This is a genomic window from Streptomyces sp. NBC_00490 (genome assembly GCF_036013645.1).
Classification (GTDB): Bacteria; Actinomycetota; Actinomycetes; order Streptomycetales; family Streptomycetaceae; genus Streptomyces; species Streptomyces canus_F.
This window is the reverse complement of record NZ_CP107869.1, coordinates 774386-793162: the sequence shown is the minus strand read 5'-3', so window position 1 is coordinate 793162 and position 18777 is coordinate 774386. Positions and strand designations below refer to the sequence as shown.

Genomic DNA, 18777 nt, shown 5'->3' with positions numbered 1-18777 from the left:
GCTGTGTCGCCTCAGCCTGCCCCCGTCACGTTCGACCACCTGCGGGACGGCCTCGGAATCGGTCAGCGCGCACCCGGGCTGTCCTGGCAACTGCCCCCCGGCAGCGCGCTCCAGACCGCGTACGAACTCCAACTCGACCGCGCCGGCACCGTCCACCGCACCGGCCGCATCGACAGCGGCGACCAGACCCTGGTGCCCTGGCCCGGCCGCCCGCTGGCCTCACGCGAACGCGTCACCGTCCGTGTCCGCACCTGGGGTGCTGGAGACGAACCCAGCGCCTGGTCCCCGCCCTCGACCGTCGAAGCGGGCCTGCTGGACGCAGCCGACTGGCAGGCCGAGCCGGTCGGCGGCGCCTGGCACGAGGACCCCGACAGCGACCGCCGCCCTTCCCGGGTGCGCCGCGACTTCGCCCTGACCAAGCCGGTGGCCCACGCCCGCCTGTACATCACCGCGCACGGGCTGTACGAGGCCGAGATCAACGGCGTCCGCGTGGGCGCCGACACCCTCTCACCGGGGTGGACCGTCTACGGCGAGCGGCTGCGCTACCACACCTACGACGTCACCGCCCATCTCACCGAGGGCGCAAACACCATCGGTGCCTGGCTCGGCGACGGCTGGTACCGCGGCCGGATCGGCTTCGACGGCGGCACCCGCAACATCTACGGGACCGACCAGTCCCTGATCGCCCAACTCGAAGTCACCCACACCGACCACACCACCACGACCGTCGCCACCGACGCCTCCTGGCAGGCCGCCACCGGCCCGATCCTGTTCAGCGGCCTGTACGAAGGGGAGACGTTCGACGCCCGCCTGCACGATCCCGCCTGGTCCACCCCGCAGCACGAAGACGCGGGCTGGACGCCGGTGGCCGTGCGCGAGCGCGACCCGCACACCCTCATCGCCCCCAAGTCGTCGCCGGTGCGCTGCACACAGGAGATAACCCCGCTCTCCATCACCCCCACCGGAGCGGGCCGCCACCTCCTCGACTTCGGACAGAACCTCGTCGGCCGCCTGGCCGTCACCGCCGACGGCCCGGCAGGCACCACGATCACCCTGCGCCACGCCGAAGTCCTCCAGAACGGCGAACTAGCCACCCGCCCCCTGCGCGGCGCCACCTCCACGGACGTCCTCATCCTCGCCGGGAACGGCCCCATCACCTGGGAGCCGCGCTTCACCCTGCACGGCTTCCGCTACGCCGAGATCAGCGGCTGGCACGGCGAGTTGACGCCCGCACACGTCACCGCCCGCGTCCACCACACCGACATGCGGCGCACCGGCTGGTTCCAGTGCAGCGACGACATGATCAACCGGCTGCACGAGAACGTCGTATGGAGCATGCGTGGCAACTTCGTGGACCTGCCCACCGACTGCCCCCAGCGTGACGAGCGCCTCGGCTGGACCGGCGACATCCAGGTCTTCGCCCCCACCGCCGCCTTCCTCTACGACTGCGTCGGCATGCTCGACTCCTGGCTCGACGACGTCGCCGCGGAGCAACTGCCCGACGGCACCGTCCCCTGGTACGTTCCGGTCATCCCCGGCGGCCCGCAGTGGACCCCGATCCAGCCCGGAGCGGCCTGGGGCGACGTGGCCACGCTCACCCCCTGGGTCCTGTACCAGCGCTTCGGCGACCTGGAACTGCTGCGCAGGCACTTCCCGATGGGCCGCGCCTGGGTGGACCTGCTCGAACGACTGGCCGGCGACGACCGGATCTGGGACACGGGCGACCAACTGGGGGACTGGCTCGACCCGATCGCCCCGCCGGACGACCCCGCCGCCTCACGCACCGACCGCTACCTGGTCGCCACCGCCTACTTCGCCCACTCCGCCCGCCATCTGTCCCACTCCGCAAAGGAGTTGGGCTACGAGGACACCGCTGCCACCTACGGCCGACTCGCCGACGAGGTCGCCGCCGCCTTCCGCGCCCGGTACGTCGAGCCCAACGGCCGTATGACCAGCGACAGTCCCACCGCTTACTGCGTGGCCCTGATGTTCAACCTCCTCGACGGCGACGCACAGCGCGCCTTCGCCGGCGACCGGCTGGCCGAACTCGTCCTGGAGGACGACGCGCGTATCGCCACCGGCTTCGTGGGCACCCCGCTGATCTGCGACGCCCTGACCGAGTCAGGTCACCTGGACGTCGCCTACCGGCTTCTGACGCAGACTCAATGCCCCTCCTGGCTCTACACCGTGTCCATGGGCGCCACCACCATCTGGGAACGGTGGGACAGCCTGCGCCCGGACGGCACCCTCAACTCCGGCGGCATGACCTCGTTCAACCACTACGCACTGGGCGCCGTCGCCGACTGGCTGCACCGCACCGTCGCCGGCCTCGAGCCGACCCGGCCCGGCTACCGCACGATCGCCTTCCGGCCCCGCCCCGGCGCCGGAATCACCTGGGCCAAGGCCCGCCACGAAACCCCCTACGGCACGGCAGCCATCGCCTGGGAGCAGACCGCGGCCGGCATCAGCGCCAAGGTCACCGTCCCCGACGGCTGCGAAGGAGTCGTCGAACTCCCCGGCTGCGCCCCGGTCACCGTGGGCGCGGGCGAGCACCGCATCGACAGCGGCGCCCCGACCGAGCAAGCCGCCTGAGTCCACTCACCCCAGTCCTTCTCCCGCCGAACCCTGCCCCACCGCACCCACGGCCGGCGGGAGAAGCACCGCCCGGGTGACATCGGCGCCGACCGCCCCCACCTCCGCGACCCGGCCAATCGCACCGGACGACCAGCGAGCCGCCCACCGCACCACCTCGTGATGCAGCACTCCTACCGCCACCAGACACAAGGAGAGCGTGACGTGACCCGTCCCCAGCGAATGACCCGGCGCGAAGCCGTCGCCGTATCCGTAGCCGCCCTGGGAGGAGCCGCGGCGCTGACCGCCGGCCTTCCCGCCCCGGCTGCAGCCGCGCCCCGCACCGCCCCGGCCGCCGCGGGCGATCAGCCCTGGCGCGACAAGCGGAAGTCCCCCTCACGCCGCGCCGACTCCCTCCTCGGTGCGATGACCTTCGAAGAGCAGGCCGTCCTGGTCACCGCCATCACGCCGGCCGATTTCGAGCCGCTGCACCACCTCGGCATCCCGGCGATGACCTACGTGGACGCCTCCGACGGCCTGCGCGGTGACACCGGAGTCACCGCCTTCCCCGCACCCAACGCGCTCGCAGCCACCTTCGACACCGACCTGGCCGAGCGATACGGCCACGCCATCGGAGCCGAGGCCCGCGCCAAGGGATGGAACGTCCTGCTCGGTCCGACCGTAGACATCGAGCGCACCCCGCGAGCCGGCCGCGCGGCCGAGTCCTATGGCGAAGACCCCCTGGTCAGCGGACTGATCGGCGGTGCCGTCACCCGGGGCTTCCAGCAGAACGACGTCATCGCCCAGATCAAGCACTTCACCTGCTACAACCAGGAAGAGAGCCGCAACTCCCTCGACGTGAAGGTGTCCGAGCGGGCCCTGCGCGAGGTGTACTACCCGGCCTTCGAGCACACGATCCGCGACGGCGGCGCCCTGTCCGTCATGGGCTCCTACCCACGGGTCAACGGCGTGTTCGCCTGCCAGAACCCCCACCTCATCAGCGCCCTCAAAGACGAACTGGGTCTCAAGGGCTACCTGGGAACGGACTACCGGCCCGGCGCCGACGACATCGAAGCGATCAAGAACGGAGTCGACTGCGCCGCGCTGATCCCCGACACCCCCAAGGCCGCCTTCACCGACGGCCGCATCCCCAAGGACCGCACCCGCGACGCATGCCGTCGCATCCTCTACGCCCTGTTCGCCTCCGGCACCTACGACAACCCGGTGCCCACGACCCCTGCCGCGGTCGTCACCAGTGACGCACACCAGATCCTGGCCCGGATCACCGGCGAGCAGGCCACCGTCCTGCTGAAGAACAACGACAACCTGCTCCCGCTGCCGAAGGGCCAGACCATCGCCGTCATCGGTCCGGCAGGCAAGGACGCCACCACCGGCGTGGAAGGCTCCTCCTACGTCGACCCGGGCGACTTCACCACCGCCGCCGACGCCATCAAGGCCAAGACCGGAGCCTCCCGGGTCCTGTGTTCCCAGGGCACCCTCGGCGATGTGGCCCTCCCCGTCATCCCCGGCCAGGTGCTCACCACTCCTGACGGAGAACCCGGTCTGAAGGCAGAGTTCTTCGCCGGCGAGGACCTGTCCGGCGAGCTACTGGCCACGACGACCACAGCGGGCGTCGACTTCCGCGGGAGCGACCCGGTCGCAGACCTGCCCGTCACGTGGTCGGCGCGCTGGACCGGACGCCTGGCCGTCCCCCACACCGGCTGGATCCGGTTCAACACCCTGCTGTCCGGCGCCGCCAAGCTCGTCATCGACGGCACGACCGTCTTCAACGGCTCCCGCTTCCTGTGGGACTTCTTCTTCGGCCCCAAGGAATTCACCCTGGGTGGCGTCGTCCACCTGACCGGGGGCACGAGCGTCGACATCGCCGTCGAGTACTCGACCAAGGGCGCCGGTTTCAACGGCCCCGGCATGAAGCTGTGCTGGCAGCCCGAATCCCTCATCCCGGATGCCGTCGCCACGGCGAAGAAGGCGGACGTCGCCGTGGTCTTCGTCAACAACTACACCGGCGAAGGCATCGACCGCGACGACCTGGCCCTGCCCGGCGACCAGAACCAGCTCATCGACGCCGTGGCCGCCGCGAACCCGAACACCGTCGTCGTCCTGAACACGTCCGGGCCGATGCTCATGCCGTGGCTGGGGAAGGTCAAAAGCGTGCTGCAGGCCTGGTACCTGGGAGCCGCCACCGGCACCAGCATCGCGGGGGTCCTCTACGGCGACGCAGAACCCGGCGGACGCCTGCCCGTCACCTTCCCCGCCGACGAGACCCAGGGACCCTCCACCCACACAGGAGGCGGAGCCGGCAGTGCCAACGGCAGCATCACCTACGACGAAGGCATCTACGTCGGCTACAAGTGGTACGACAGGCACCACGCCAAGCCGCTCTTCCCCTTCGGCCACGGACTGTCGTACACCACCTTCAGCCACCGCGGCGCGCGCGTGACCAGCCGGGGCCGCGGCGACACCGCCGGCGAGGTCAGCGTGGAAGTCCGCAACACCGGCAGCCGCACCGGCTCCGACGTCGTTCAGGTCTACGTCGGGCCCCTGCCCACCAGCGTGGACACCCCCGCCAAGACGCTCGCCGGATTCGCCCGGGTCAGCCTCGCGCCGGGCGAGCGCACCACCGCGACGATCGAGATCAGCCGTCGCACCCTGTCCTACTGGGACGAACCCAAGAACCGCTGGGTCACCCCCACCGGCAAGGTCGCGGTCTACGTCGGCTCCTCGGCGGCCGACGTCGAATACGCCGGCGCGATCACCCTCACGTAGACCTGCAGCACACCCCTCATGGCCACAGCGCGAGAACACAGCGGCTGGGAGCCTGTCAGCCAGACACTGACTCACCCCTCCGGCGCGTTCCACAGCTCGTCGAGTTCCGCTCAGTGCGGGGCCGGACCCTGAGGAGCCATGGGGCAAGGCAGGGTGAGCCGACGAGGTTCCTCTCGCTTCCCCTGCAAGGCGAAAGCCGCCCCTGTGGGCCCTCCGGCGGTACCTGAAGCGATTCCAGGTACCGCCATCGCTGTCGACCCGTCCCGACGGTGGGACCGGCAACGGGAAGTGCCCGCCTGTCACTGCCCTTCGCAGACGCCCTCGACAGCGACCTTCTGGTAGAGGTGCGGGTAGGCGACGGTGCCGGAAGGGTAGCCCGCCAAGTGCGAGGCGAACTCCGGTGTACCGAGGGCGGAACGGAGGTGCTCGGTGGAGCGCCAGACGGCGACGTTGGTGAACAGCCGACTGCCGCCGATGCCCCGGTAGAGCTGCACCGAGAGCAGGTGCCCCGACTTCTTCATGTACTCCGCGTCGGCGGTCCAGGCAGTCACCACCTCGTCCTCCTTGCCTTGTGGGGCGACGAAGGTGTTGATGATGGTGACCGGACCGGCCTTCTCCTTCTGCTGGTCCTTGAAGTGGGTGGACTCGTCGAGGTGGCCGAACTCGAGCATGACTTCTCCAGGGAATCGAGGGGAAGTGGGTCTGTGAACCCACAGAGATTCAAGTGGTCCGGGGCCTGGATACGGCCCCTGGGTGTTGGTGAGTTGTGATCAACGGGCGTTCCGGGTGATGGGCTGGGCCGGTGTCCGCCGCGTGGCTTGCCTCGTGGCGTGAGTTCAGGCGTCGTGCTTGCCGAGGAAGTCGGTGATGAGCTGCAGCCATTCGTCGGTGCGCTCCAGCATCGGCAGGTGACCGGTGGCGATCTCCGCGAGCTCTGCGCCGGGGATGGTCTGGGCGAGCTGGCGGTGCAGGGCGGGGGACGTCATCCGGTCGTCGGTGGTCGAGATGACCAGGGTGGGGACGGTGATGCCGGGGAGATCGTCGCGGACGTCGACGTGGCTGACGAGGTGGGTCTGTTCGGCACTGCCGTCGGCGATGGAGGCGGCGGTGTAGCCGAGGGTCTGCTGCAGTTGCCCGGTCGGCATCGACTCCAGTGCCTGGGTGCCGAGGGCCGTCATGAGGAGGAACTCGGCGAGCAGTTCACGGTCGCCGGAGGCGGCGATCTTGCTCTGGATCGAGGCGGCGAGGGCGAGCCGGTTGTCGCGGTGCGGGAAGGCCGCGGTCAGGACGAGTGCGGTGACGCGTCCGGGGTGGCGGGTGGCGGCGCGGATGGCGACCGGGCCGCCGAGGGAGTAGCCGGAGACGGCGAAGCGGTCGAGGCCTTCCGCGTCAGCGGCGGCGACGAGCTGGTCGGCGAGGTCGTCGACGGTCAGCGGGGTGGTGGCGCGGGGGGTGTCGCCGCTACCGGGGTAGTCGATGCCGACGATCGTGCGGCGGGCGGCGAGGGCTTCCAGGATGGGGCCGTAGGAGCCGGCCAGGCTGCTGCCGGCGCCGTGGGCGAGGAGCAGGCCGGGGCCGGAACCGAGGCGGGTGCGGGAGAACGTGGGCTCGAGCAGGTTGCGAGGCGACATGGCCGTCTGCCTTTCGGATAAGCACCGTCACGCAAGAATCATCCAGTGCGTGTGATTACGTCTTCAGTTTTATCACACGCGGTGCATGATTGTGGCTTGTGACGTCAATCACACTCGCCGTATGATGTGCCGGTAGGGTGGCGGCATGACGCAGCCCCTCCACCGCCGCCAGCCCACCCAGAGCAACCCGCGCGTGCAGCGCACCCGCAACCGCGTCCTGGCCGTCGCGCGAGAACTGCTGCCCCAGGTCGGACCGGCCGGACTGACCTACGCCCTGCTGGCCGAGCAGGCGGACGTCACCCGCCAGACCCTCTACCGGCACTGGCCCACCCGCGCCGCACTGCTCTTCGACCTCATCCTTGAGGGCCCCGACCTCGGCACCTACCCCGAGCCGGGCAGCGACGTGGGCGCCGTGGCCACGGCCTGGCTGAAAAGCCTGCGCGCCGGCGTCAGCGTGCCCGCCGTACGCACCGCGGCCCTGGCCGTCACCGCCCAGGCCGACCACGATCCCGACAGCGCCCGGGCACTGGTCCGCATCGGCGAAGACCGCTACGCCGGCTTCAACAAGCTGCTGGAGCCTTCGGGCATCCAGATCAGCGACGACGAGTTCACCCTGCTGTACGGACCCGTCCTCGCCCGCCTCTTCCTCGACCGCGGCCAGGTCACCGACGCCTTCATCGACGCCGTCGTCGCCCAATGGCTCACCACGCTGCAGCCGGCTGACGCACCGGAGGGCCCCCAGGAGTAGTCACCGCAAGCCCCTTGCCAGAGGCCAACCGGAGCAACCGCGCTCTGGCTCCGACACCCGATTCGCGTCAACTCGCCATGTTCCACGGCCAGTTGGTCCTCGTCGCCCCGTTGGCCCCCCGTTGGCGAGCGCCACCGCACACCCGGCATGGCTGTCGGCTGGCCGCCCGCGTCCCGTGTGAAGCCCCGTCAGGTCCTCACGGACGTACTCACCGGCCCTTCATGGGCGCCTCTTTCCACACCCTCAGCGGCCGTTACTCCCTGGCATTCGTGTTCGGGGGAGTGGCTGCTCTGGCGGTGGCGCCCACCCTCTGGGCGGATACGGCGGCGTGGACCAGGCTCACCTCGACGACGATCCGCGCACCTCGACGGCTGGCCGCCCGACGAACGCGCCGGCGCCGGAAGAGGGGGAGGGTGACCAGTACAACCGGAGCGCCGGTGGCCAGTGGGAAGCGGCGGCAGGACCTGCCTCTTCGGACGGGGTGGCAGAGCGGGTTTCAGCGGGCGATCGAGATGGCGAAGGGCGCGAAGCCGCTGGATCGGATCACGTGCCGTACGAAGAGGATCGACGCCTCGGCGGCCCGCGCGGTCTCGATCCCGCCGAGGTCCGTGATCCACTCCTGCTGCCAGTTGAGGTCGGCGAGAAGCCCGCGTACGGCCTGCTTGGCCTCCGGATCCTCGCCGGAGAGGAAGACGGTCGGTGTCTGGGTGAGTGCGTCGGGCGCGGTCATCACCGTGTAGAGCATCGTGTTGAGCGTCTTGATGACGCGCGTGCCGGGGAGGGCTTCTTGTAGTTTCTCCGCGAGGCTCGAGCCGGGGTAGAGCAGGTCGGCCGGGAGTCCGTCCGGTCCGTCGACGGTGGCGTTGGAGACGTCTACGAGAATCTTGTCCCGCAGTTCCTCCCGCAGAGCGCTGAGCCGCTCCAGCGAGCCGGCGCCCGGGGTGGCGTTGATGACGATCTGCGCTGTCCGGGCGGCGTCGGCAGCGGAGCCTGGTGAACGGTCCGCCACGGTCACCTCGTGCCCGGCCCGGGTGAGGGCCAGGGCCAGGCTGCCGCCGACGCGGCCGTTTCCGAGAACGGCGATCATGGTCATGGTGATGTGGTCCTTTCGGCGCTTGCGGTTCTGACAGATGTCAGCGGGAGAGCGTGGTGACGGCTTGGGCGTGCACGCCGGGCGCGGCGGCCACGAAGCTCTCGCTCTCGGGGGTCCAGGGGCGGCCCTCGGCATCGGATATCCGCCCGCCGGCCTCGGCGACGAGCAGCGCCCCGGGCAGCAGGTCCGCGCGGGCCCCGGCGAACTGCCAGAAGGCGTCGATCCGGCCGGCGGCCACGTTCAGGAGGTGCAGGGTGGCCGGCACGGATGTCCGCACCACGAGCGCATCGAAGAGCATCGCCGTGATCGAGGAGCCGATGCGTCGCACGACCGTGTCGTCCTCGTCGGGCCTGGCCTGGCTCGTGGCCACGAGGCTCAGGCCGAGGTCCGTGGTCTGGGACACGTGCAGCGGGCGGCCGTCGAGATGGGCGCCGGCACCGGCGAGTGCGGTGTAGGTCTCACCGGTCAGCGGCAGGTGAACTGCGGTGAGCACCGGCTGGTTGTCGCGTACGAGAGTGGCGGTCACCGCCCACTCCGGCAGGGCGTGCAGGTGGTTGACGTTTCCTTCGGCCGGATCCAGGACCCACCATTCGCCGGGAGGCAGGGCCCCGCCCGCGAGCTCGTCCTCCACCAGGCGGGCGTCCGGGCGCAGGAGGGCGAGGCGGGGGCGCAGGATGTCGAGGGCCGCGTCGTCGTTGGCGGCGAGCGCGCGCATCAGCTCTTCGCGGGTCTGGTAGCGGGTCACGTCGCCGAACCGATCCCGCAGCGCCGAACCCGCCGCGCGCACGGCGATCACGGTCTGCGCGAGCAGGTCGGGGTCGGACGAGGAGTCGGCTGTTGCAGCAATCCCGGTGGTCTGAATCGAATCGGGCATGGCGGTGCTCCCAACTAAGCAAGGGGTGATGAGGTCGACCGGGGAGAACCGTGGTTCCTTCCCGCCCGCATCTCGAAGGTAGGAGGGCCCATCATTAACTGCAAGTGCATGTAAATCACGGCTAGCATGATTCTCATGCAACTGGATTTGAACCTGCTCGCCGCCCTCGACGCACTCCTGGAAGAAGGCAGCGTGGCCGGCGCTGCTGAGCGCCTACATGTCACCGCCCCCGCGATGAGCCGAAGCCTCGGCCGGATCCGGCGCACGACGGGGGATCAGATCCTGGTGCGTACCGGGCGAACCATGACCCCGACGCCGTACGCGATCGCCGTCCGGGAACAGGTCCACGAGCTGCTGCAACAGGTCCAGGGCGTGCTGGCACCGAGCCGCGAACTCGACCTCACGACGCTCGAGCGCACCTTCACACTCCGCTGGCACGACTCACTCGTCGCCCTCAGCGGACCCACGCTTCTCGCGGCCGTACGCAAGCGAGCCCCGGGCGTGCGCCTGCGCTTCATCGCGGAATCGCACAACGACACCCCCGAACTGCGCCGCGGCGAAGTCGACCTGGAGGCGAACGCCAACCGCCCGACCGCACCCGACATCTGCGCCGAGCCGGTGGCTGAGACCCAGCACGTCATCGTCGTGCGGCAGGGGCACCCGCTCACCCGCGTCAAGGCCGTCACCGCCGCGCGGTACGCCGCGGCCGAGCACATCACCGTCTCGCGGCGCGGAAGGCTCGGCAACACCCTTGACGACGCTCTCGCACGGCTCGGCCTCACCCGACGGGTAGTGGCGACCGCACCCACCGAAGGGGCCGCGCTCGAGTTCGTGCGGGGCTCCGACCTCCTCGTCACGGCCCCCGAATCGACGACGCGTTCAGCGGCCACGATTCTCGGTCTGACCCTGCTCCCACTGCCGTTCGAACTACCGCCGGCCACGGTGTACCTGTCATGGCATCAGCGCTATGACACCGACCCCGCACACGTCTGGCTACGCGACCTGGCCCGCACCGCGTTGGCGCCCCGACCTGACCCACACCTGAAAACATCTCAGGCCGGCGACGCGCTGTGAATTCCGGGGGATGATCCGCTCATGCGTATACGTCGAGAGATCCGCTGGGTCTTGTGGGGGCTCTGGCTCGGGTGCCTGGTGTTCGCCATCTGGTTCTTCACCGAGGCGATCTCATTGTTCCTGCAGGCCGAGTCCTGGTGACGCGCGCGGGGCGTCGTGGTCGGCGGGTTGCGACGCGCTTGAGGCAGAGCTGTTGGCCGGAGTAGAGGATGTCGGGGCGGCGCGCAGAGACGGTCGATAACCCGACCCGAAAGCGGGACGTTACTCGAAGTGTGGAGAGCGGCCGGGTCACGTGCTGCCCGTTCCGACGGATGTCAGCAGGGCGAGTGGCCCTCGACGTTAAGCGCCAAGCTCATGCCGAAGCTATACGGCGGGGTTCGTAGGCAGGACTCGGGCGAGCCACTCGGTGCGGGTCCGGCGGGCCGTGGCCGAGATCTCTGCTTGCGGGTACAGCGCGTCGAATCCGTGGAAGCCGCCTGCCCAGACGTGGAGTTCGGCCTGGCCGCCCGCCGCCCAGATGCGGGTGGCGTAGTCGGTGTCCTCGTCGCGGAAGACTTCGGCGGACCCGGTGTCGATGTAGGTGGTCGGCAGGCTCGCGAGGTCGTCGGTCAGGGCGGGGGAGACGTATGCGGGTACCTCGTCGTCGGTGAGGTCGCCCAGGAGGCAGCGCCACCCGAATCCGTTCATCTCGCGGGTCCAGACGCCGGGCCCGTTCGCGAACTGGAGGCTGGAGGTGGTGGTGTTGCGGTGGTCGAGCATGGGGCCGATCAGGACCTGGGCGGCGATCGTCGGGGTGCCAAGGTCGCGGGCGAGCAGGGTGACGCCGGCGGCGAGGCCGCCGCCCGCGCTGGCACCCGCGACGACGATCCGGGCGGGGTCGATGCCCAGTTCGGCGGCGTGGTCGGCGATCCAGAGGAGTCCCTGGTAGCAGTCCTCGACCGGGATCATGCCGGAGGCCTCGGGCGCGAGCCGGTAATCGACGGAGACCACGACGGCGCCGAACTCGTCGAGCCACTCCAGCGGGATGTCGATCTGTGAGAAGCGGTCGCCCATGACCATCCCGCCACCGTGCATCCAGTAGACGCAGGGCGCGGCGGTGCGATCGGCGTTCGCGGGACTGAAGACGGACAAGGGGATCGTGGTGCCGTCCGGACTCGCGGCGGTGACCTCGCGCCGGTCGATCGCGCGACCTTCGAGGAGGGGCTCGACGGGCATCGAGGAGAGGGGGCGTACCTGGGCCAGTACTTCCGGGGTGAGGTGGGACATCAGTGGCATGTCGGCCAAGAGTTCGTGCAGTTGGGGGTCGAGGGCGGGTCGTGCTGTGGTCATCGGGTCTGTCCTTCGTGGATACCCCGGCTTTCAGGCCGGGGAGGAATCGAAGCTCCTGCGGAGCAGGGTAGGGGAAGCCGGTTCGCCGCCCAGGTGGACCGGCGTGCGCGGTCTGCCGGCCGACTCCCTTTGCCCACACGGAAGTTGATACGGTGTGAGGTATGGCGGAGCAGGTCAAGCGGGCGTTCAAGTACCGCTTCTATCCCACCGGCGTGCAGGCGGCTGAGTTGTCGCGCACGTTCGGCTGTGTCCGCCTCGTCTACAACAAGGCGCTGGAGGAGCGCACGCGGGCCTGGTACGGCGAGCAGCGCCGCATCTCCTACGTGCAGTCGTCGGCCGCGTTGACGCAGTGGAAGAAGACCGAGGAACTTGCTTTTCTGGCGGAGGTGTCCTCGGTTCCGTTGCAGCAGGCGCTGCGCCATCTGCAGACGGCGTTCGGGAACTTCTTCGCCCAGCGTGCGAAGTACCCGCGCTACAAGTCCCGCAAGAAGTCCCGCGCGTCGGCCGAGTACACCCGCAGCGCCTTCACCTGGCGCGACGGACAGCTGACCTTGGCCAAGATGGCCGGCCCTCTGGACATCCGCTGGTCGCGCCCCCTGCCCGAGGGTGCGCAGCCGAGCACGGTGACGGTGTCCCGTGACGCGGCGGGGCGCTGGTTCGTGTCCCTGCTGTGCCAGGACACCATCGCCCCGGCCCCGGCCACCACGAACGCGGTGGGCCTGGACGCCGGGATCACCTCCCTGGTGACACTCTCCACCGGGGAAAAGGTCGCCAACCCCAGGCATGAGAGGCGTGACCGTGCCCGCCTGGCGAAGGCGCAGCGGGAGTTGTCGCGCAAGGCGAAGGGCTCGGCGAACCGGGAGAAGGCCCGCCGCAAGGTGGCCCGTGTGCATGCGCGGATCGCCGACCGGCGCCGTGACGTTCTGCACAAGCTGTCGGCTCGTCTCGTCCGTGAGAATCAAACGGTCGTGATCGAGGACCTGAGCGTGCGCAACCTGCTGAAGAACGGCACGCTCGCACGCGCCATCAGTGATGCGGCCTGGACGCAACTGCGCTCCCTGCTGGAGTACAAGTGCGCCTGGTACGGGCGCGAGCTGGTCGTGATCGACCGCTTCTTTCCCAGCAGCAAGCTGTGCGGGAACTGCGGCACGGTCCGCGGGAAACTGCCGCTGAACGTCCGCGAATGGACGTGCGCCTGCGGCGCGGTGCATGACCGCGACATCAACGCGGCACGCAACATCCTGGCCGCCGGGCTGGCGGCGTCTGCCTGTGGAGACGGTGTAAGACCTCAACGGGAGTCCTCCCGGACGGGGCAGTCGTCGCTGAAGCAGGAACCCCAGCGGGCGACCGCTGGAATCCCCCGCCTTTAGGCGGGGGAGGAAGTCAACGGCTGTCCTCGCCATCGGGGGGAGTCACCACGTCGGCGAGCACCACAAGATCACCGCTGTCGGTCGTCTCGGTGACGGTGTGGCCGAGCTGGATCAGCAATCCTGATACTGCGGCCCGCACGATCGCTTTCAGGCTGTCGTCGCCCGCAGCACGGCCGGCCCGTTCGCGAGTCAGCGAGGTGAATGTGTCCGAGGCCGCCCAGCTGACCAGAGCGCCCGTGGGTACTTCGACCACACGGAGCCCCGGATCACCGGTGTTCGCGTCGCCCGGTACATGAAACCCGGCCTGCCTCAGGGCAGAACTCACCTGCAAGACCAACTCGGCAGGCGCGCACGACATCAGAGCCGCCTGCCCACCCCAACGCGGATCATGCGACCGGATTCCGTGTGACACGGACGGTCACCAGAGCGAGAAGTGACACCGCCACCGGTCGGGGCAACTCGCGCCCGGTCGTCACGAGACCTTCACACGGGGAGGCTGCTGGGCCGGGGGGCGAGGGGAAACCCGGCCTCGTGCCGCCGACCGGAGGGATGTCTCGCTGTGTTCGCCGTCGCTGTGTTGCTGCTGCCGGTGCTGGGCCTGCTGCTGTATGGGATGGACCGTATCGAGGACCAGATGTCGGGCAAAAGGCCGGTGCCACGGCATGCCCGGCGCCGACATCTGCGCCTGGTCCACAGCGGCACGAGCCAGCCGCGTCGTCGGGCTGATCGCTCTTCGCGACACGTCGACGCGGCGTGATGAGGTCGGCATGACCACAGGTCACCGGGCTACCCGCCGCAGGCGGGGTTCGGAAGCCAGCCCCGCCGGAGCTCTCCGGGCGCAGCTCGGAGAGCTCAGCACATTCCGGCCAAGATGCTGTGACGCCCCCGCGGCAGGGGGATGCGCCAAGGGACGCGGGCAGGCGAAATGCGTCTCTGCTCCGATGACATCTACGGTGATATGCATGGCCTCCTCCGCGTTCCGCAGCCGCGAACCCGACGTTGGTCCTCGTGTCGACGACTTGGTGCAGGAGGTCGCACAGCTGCGGGCGGAGAATGAGCAGCTGCATCGGGCGGTTGCCTCCCATGCGGTGGTGGATCAGGCCATCGGGGTCCTCGTGATGATGGCAAGGATCAGCCCGGAGGACGGATTCACCGTGCTGCGGGAGGTCTCACAGCACACCAACACCAAGCTCTCCTCGATCGCCGAGCAGGTCGTCAAGCACGCGCAGGGCGCCGGCTTGCCCGAGACGGTCCTGTCCGAGCTCCAGGCTGCGCTCGTCCGCAGGCAGTGACCGAATCAGGCTGGTTCCGCACGGGGGCGGAGCGGTTCGTGAGGGCCTCCAAGCCCTGGGCAACCGCGGGGCAGCAGGACCGGACGGCCTGACGATCACCCCCGCCCCCATCGACGGCATCACCATCCTCATCGCCGTCCGCAACGCGGGTCCGCGACATCCACGGCCGGCTGCGCCCGGCCGGCCCGACCGAGCCCGTGCTGCGCACCAGGCAGCTCGTCGGCCTTGACGAGATCATCGGCGGCCTCCCCGCCCTCCGCCATGCTCTTGACGCCTGATGCCGCGCCGGCGGGAGGTGATGGCGTAGGCGGGGCCCTGGGGGTTACCCGGCGCGTATGTCGAAGCTGCATCTTCCAGGACGGAAAGCGCACCAGGGCAGTAACGCGGGCCAGGCACACGAGCTGCCGACGCCCGAGGAGGCCGGGCCCGGGCCCGAGGTGGAGCGCCGGGCACCGGACGCGCCGACGGAGCTGCCCAAGCGGGCCTGGGGCGCCGTGTTCAGGGGCGCGCTGCGGGAGTTCAAGGACGATGAGCTGACTGACCGCGCGGCAGCCCTGACGTATTACGGGGTGCTGTCGCTGTTCCCGGCGCTGCTGGTGCTGGTGTCGCTGCTGGGCATCACCGGTAAGTCGGCCACCGACTCGGTGCTGGCCAACATCAAGAAGTTCGCCCCCGGCTCGGCCAGGGACATCATCACCCGGGCTGTGGAGCAGTTGCAGAGCAACGCAGGCGTCGGCTCCGTCATGGCGCTTGTCGGTATCGCGCTGGCGGTGTGGTCGGCCTCCGGGTATGTGGCCGCGTTCATCCGCGCGGCGAACGCCGTCTATGACATGCCTGAGGGCCGCCCGGTGTGGAAGATCCTTCCCGTGCGCATCGGCGTGACGGTCGTGCTGATGGTGCTGTCCGTGGTCAGTGCGCTGATCGTGGTGTTCACCGGCGCTCTGGCCCGGCAGGCCGGTACCGCGCTCGGGATCGGGGACACGGCGCTGACGGTGTGGTCGATCGCCAAGTGGCCTGTCCTGGTGGTCCTGGTCACTGTCATGATCGCGATCCTGTACTGGGCGTGCCCGAACGCCAAGGTGAAGGGCTTCAGGTGGATCACGCCCGGCAGTTTCCTGGCCCTGGTGATCTGGATGATCGCCTCGGCCGCCTTCGCGTTCTACGTCGCCAACTTCGCCTCGTACAACAAGACCTACGGCACCATGGCCGGCGTCATCGTTTTCCTGGTCTGGCTGTGGATCAGCAACCTGGCCATCCTGCTGGGGCTGGAGTTCGACGCGGAGACTGTGCGCCAGCGGGCCATCGCGGGTGGCCATCCGGCCGAGAGTGAGCCGTACACCCAACCCCGCGACACCCGGAAGTGGGACGAGGAAGACCAGCGTCGGCTGGGCGAGGCCTGACCGGTCATGCGACGATCTTGGGCATAGGTCGATGACCTGCGGGATACCTGCTCTTCATGAGGCTTCTGGCAGACTTGCGCGACGCTGACCGGTCACTGACCAAGCGGGCGGCCTCGGGTATCCCCCCGAGCGTCGGCAAGGTGCTGTCGGCGGTGGAGGAGACGGCCGAGAGCACGAAGTTGTGGTGCGGCGCCGCCGCCGCGATGGCGTGGCTGGGCGGGTGGCGCGGGCGTAGGGCGGCGGCGGGCGGCCTTGCCGCCCTTGCCGTGGCGCAGGTGATCTCGAACGGCGTGTGCAAGCAGGTGGCCGGCCGGCCCCGGCCGCCGAAGGAGTGGTTCCCCCACGACGAGGTCGACGACCGCCCCGACTCCTCGTCCTTCCCCTCCGGGCACACCGCCGCCGCGGTGGCGTTCACCGCCGCCGTCGCACCCACCTGGCCGGCCGCCGGCGCGCTATGCGCGGTGCCGGCCGGGATGGTGGCGCTCGAGCGGGTGCAAAGCGGTGCCCACTATCCCAGCGATGTTGCTACCGGCGCTGCCATCGGTCTGGCCGCCGCATGGCTTACCCGGCGCGCTCCGCGCCTGGTCCTGCGCCACTGGTTCCCAAGCTGAGGGGAGCGCGAGGAGTCCAGCGTGCCGGGGTACATCGACGCATGTGGTCGGGGCGCACTCAAGGCCCTGGCTTGTGCTGCCGGGGCCCGTCCTCCGCTTCCCCGTTCGGTCGGATCGGCCCGCCTCGTGGCGCGTTCCCCGCGGTGAGGTGTTCGAGTACCTCGACCAGTTCCTGGCAGGCCTGTTCCACAGAGCGCCGGGTGTTGTGCTGCTCGGTGATCACGGCGGAGAGCAGCAGGGCGGTCAGGGCCATGGCGCCGTTGAACGCCTGCAGTTTGATCATGACCTCGATGTGGTTCAGGCCGTGGAAGGGGCCGGCCCCCTCGGTGGCGGCGATGGTGGCCACGACGGACGTGAAGAGCGCGCAGAGCATGCTGCCGGCCAGCTGGAAGCGCAGGGCCGTCCAGATCAGGAGGGGGTAGACGAGGAACAGCACGCTGAGGCTGCTGTGGGTGACCAGCACTACGGTGCCGCAGATGATGAGGGTGAGTCCTGTGGCCTCCTGCCAACGGGTCAGGCGTGGGGGCCAGCGTGCCGCGTGGAGCACCAGCAGGAGGGGAGTGACGATCAGGACCCCCATCGCGTCGCCCACCCACCATGCCAGCCACACGGCCCAGAAGTCGTGGCCGTGGAGCCGGTCCGTGATCACGAGCATGCCGACGCCCACCGTGGCACTGATCAGCATGCCGGTCAGGGCTCCGAGGAACACCAGGGCCAGGCCGTCTCGCAGCCGGCTCAGATCGGTACGGAAGCCCACCGCCCGCAGCATGAGGTACGCACAGATGGGCGCGACCGTGTTGCCCACCAGATTGCCGAGCACTTCGGGCCGCAGCGAGGTGAGGTGCATGATGACGAGCAAGGAACCGAGTGCGATACCGGGCCAGGCCCGCAGCCCGAGGATGAGCAGAGCGGCCACAGCGATGCCGGTCGGCGGCCAGATGGGGGTGAACACCGCCCCCTCGACGGTCAGATTCCGCAGGAGTCCGAGTCGTCCCGCAGCGTAGTAGCCGGCGGCCACGGCCAGTGTCTGGAGGGCGTAGACGCCGGTCCGGCGCTGATTCTCGGTACCCGCCACACAAGCCATGAGACACCGAGGCAGCCGTTCCGGCGAGGCGAAAGCGGCGGTGTGCCGCCCTACGGCTGAGGGTCGGCTCCCTCGTAGCCGAGGACCAGTACGGCGGCGTCGTCCTCGTGTCCCACCTGGTCCGCGCCCCGGATCACGGCGGCGGCGAGCGAGCTGGCGTCCATGCCCGCCACGGCGGCGATCCCGGCGAGTCGTACGACCTGGTCCAGGCCTTGGTCCATCTCCATGGACGGCCCCTCCACCACGCCGTCCGTGAGCAGGACGAACACGCCGCCCGTGGTGAGCCGGTAACGGGTCACGGGGTAGGTCATGCCGGCCTGGACACCCAGTGGCGGACCGCCTTCGTCGCTGCCCACGCCGGACTTTCCGTCCGCCGTTGCCCAGACGGAGGGAATGTGCCCGGCCCGGGCGCTCTCCAGCACGCTGGTGGAAGGGTCGAGGCGCAGGAAGGTGCAGGTGGCGAAGAGATCGGAGCCGAGTGACAGCAGGAGGTCGTTCGTCAGCGCGAGGAGCTCACCGGGCTCACTTGTCACGGAGGCGAGCGCGCGCAGGCCGACCCGTACCTGCCCCATGAAGGCGGCGGCCTCGATGTTGTGGCCCTGGACGTCACCGATGGACAGTCCTATGCGGCCGTCCGGCAGGTGAAAGGCGTCGTACCAGTCTCCGCCCACGTTGAGGCCGTGGTAGGCCGGTACGTAGCGCACCGCCAGGTGGTAGCCGGGCGCTGTCGGCATCTGGGCGGGCAGCATGCCGCGCTGCAGCGCGATGGCCAGCTCGACCTGGGAACGCTGCAGCTCGGCGTGCTCACGCGCCCGGGACGTCAGCGAGCTGAGTCTGGCCAGCAGTTCGTCGCCGTCGTACGCGGGGCCCTTGCGGGACATGGGCCGCTCCGAAATATCTTCAACCGTTTTCC

Annotated in this window: 17 protein-coding genes; 9 read left to right on the top strand and 8 right to left on the bottom strand. The window is 69.6% G+C overall.

Translation table 11 applies throughout. The features are described from left to right. The first annotated feature begins 3 nt into the window (after positions 1–3). Complete coding sequence (locus OG381_RS03275) at positions 4–2592, top strand: family 78 glycoside hydrolase catalytic domain (protein ID WP_327714554.1); 2589 nt, start codon at positions 4–6, stop codon at positions 2590–2592. 204 nt (positions 2593–2796) lie between these two features. Continuing rightward, on the top strand, positions 2797–5358 hold the full coding sequence (locus OG381_RS03270; RefSeq protein ID WP_327714553.1) for a beta-glucosidase H: 2562 nt from the start codon (positions 2797–2799) through the stop codon (positions 5356–5358). Between the two features lie 299 nt (positions 5359–5657). Here OG381_RS03270 and OG381_RS03265 read toward each other — a convergent pair whose 3' ends face one another. Further along, the gene (locus OG381_RS03265) at positions 5658–6029 is read right to left on the bottom strand and encodes an antibiotic biosynthesis monooxygenase family protein (RefSeq protein WP_327714552.1); all 372 of its coding nucleotides are present in this window, start codon (positions 6027–6029) and stop codon (positions 5658–5660) included. A gap of 165 nt (positions 6030–6194) precedes the next feature. Next, positions 6195–6989: an alpha/beta fold hydrolase gene (locus tag OG381_RS03260; RefSeq protein ID WP_327714551.1), complete on the bottom strand. Its 795-nt coding sequence runs from the start codon at positions 6987–6989 to the stop codon at positions 6195–6197. A gap of 145 nt (positions 6990–7134) precedes the next feature. On the opposite strand from OG381_RS03260, the gene OG381_RS03255 reads away from it, so the two are divergent. Beyond that, positions 7135–7737, top strand: coding sequence for a TetR/AcrR family transcriptional regulator (locus OG381_RS03255; RefSeq protein ID WP_327714550.1), 603 nt, complete (start codon positions 7135–7137; stop codon positions 7735–7737). 496 nt (positions 7738–8233) lie between these two features. Here the strand turns inward: OG381_RS03255 and OG381_RS03250 are convergent, their stop codons facing one another. Together OG381_RS03250 and OG381_RS03245 are read right to left on the bottom strand one after the other, a co-directional pair. Next, positions 8234–8830 (bottom strand): NADPH-dependent F420 reductase, encoded by a 597-nt coding sequence (locus tag OG381_RS03250; RefSeq protein WP_327714549.1) that lies wholly within the window; start codon positions 8828–8830, stop codon positions 8234–8236. A 40-nt stretch (positions 8831–8870) separates the two neighbouring features. Beyond that, the gene (locus OG381_RS03245; RefSeq protein WP_327714548.1) at positions 8871–9704 is read right to left on the bottom strand and encodes an inositol monophosphatase family protein; all 834 of its coding nucleotides are present in this window, start codon (positions 9702–9704) and stop codon (positions 8871–8873) included. A 135-nt stretch (positions 9705–9839) separates the two neighbouring features. On the opposite strand from OG381_RS03245, the gene OG381_RS03240 reads away from it, so the two are divergent. Beyond that, positions 9840–10778, top strand: a complete 939-nt coding sequence (locus tag OG381_RS03240) for a LysR family transcriptional regulator (RefSeq protein ID WP_327714547.1) — start codon at positions 9840–9842, stop codon at positions 10776–10778. 363 nt (positions 10779–11141) lie between these two features. On the opposite strand, the gene OG381_RS03235 is transcribed toward OG381_RS03240, so the two are convergent. Further along, on the bottom strand, positions 11142–12107 hold the full coding sequence (locus OG381_RS03235; protein WP_327714546.1) for an alpha/beta hydrolase: 966 nt from the start codon (positions 12105–12107) through the stop codon (positions 11142–11144). A 161-nt stretch (positions 12108–12268) separates the two neighbouring features. Between OG381_RS03235 and OG381_RS03230 the strand changes: the two genes are divergently transcribed. Beyond that, positions 12269–13477 (top strand): RNA-guided endonuclease InsQ/TnpB family protein, encoded by a 1209-nt coding sequence (locus OG381_RS03230; RefSeq protein WP_327714545.1) that lies wholly within the window; start codon positions 12269–12271, stop codon positions 13475–13477. Positions 13478–13490: 13 nt separating this feature from the next. Here the strand turns inward: OG381_RS03230 and OG381_RS03225 are convergent, their stop codons facing one another. Beyond that, positions 13491–13730, bottom strand: a complete 240-nt coding sequence (locus OG381_RS03225; RefSeq protein ID WP_327714544.1) for a hypothetical protein — start codon at positions 13728–13730, stop codon at positions 13491–13493. A gap of 306 nt (positions 13731–14036) precedes the next feature. Here OG381_RS03225 and OG381_RS03220 point away from each other — a divergent pair, with 306 nt between their 5' ends. The 4 genes from OG381_RS03220 to OG381_RS03205 all read left to right on the top strand — a co-directional run bounded on the left by OG381_RS03220 (position 14037) and on the right by OG381_RS03205 (position 16780). Beyond that, positions 14037–14234: a hypothetical protein gene (locus OG381_RS03220; RefSeq protein ID WP_327714543.1), complete on the top strand. Its 198-nt coding sequence runs from the start codon at positions 14037–14039 to the stop codon at positions 14232–14234. A 205-nt stretch (positions 14235–14439) separates the two neighbouring features. Next, a complete protein-coding gene (locus OG381_RS03215; protein ID WP_327714542.1) occupies positions 14440–14769 on the top strand; it encodes an ANTAR domain-containing protein in 330 nt (109 codons plus the stop codon). A 335-nt stretch (positions 14770–15104) separates the two neighbouring features. Further along, complete coding sequence (locus OG381_RS03210; RefSeq protein WP_327714541.1) at positions 15105–16169, top strand: YihY/virulence factor BrkB family protein; 1065 nt, start codon at positions 15105–15107, stop codon at positions 16167–16169. A gap of 56 nt (positions 16170–16225) precedes the next feature. Then, positions 16226–16780: a phosphatase PAP2 family protein gene (locus OG381_RS03205; RefSeq protein ID WP_327714540.1), complete on the top strand. Its 555-nt coding sequence runs from the start codon at positions 16226–16228 to the stop codon at positions 16778–16780. 58 nt (positions 16781–16838) lie between these two features. Here OG381_RS03205 and OG381_RS03200 read toward each other — a convergent pair whose 3' ends face one another. Together OG381_RS03200 and OG381_RS03195 are read right to left on the bottom strand one after the other, a co-directional pair. Next, positions 16839–17864, bottom strand: a complete 1026-nt coding sequence (locus tag OG381_RS03200) for an MASE1 domain-containing protein (protein WP_443061865.1) — start codon at positions 17862–17864, stop codon at positions 16839–16841. Between the two features lie 50 nt (positions 17865–17914). Continuing rightward, entirely contained in the window at positions 17915–18745 is an 831-nt protein-coding gene (locus OG381_RS03195; RefSeq protein ID WP_327714538.1) for a PP2C family protein-serine/threonine phosphatase, read from the bottom strand. Between the last annotated feature and the right edge of the window lie 32 nt (positions 18746–18777).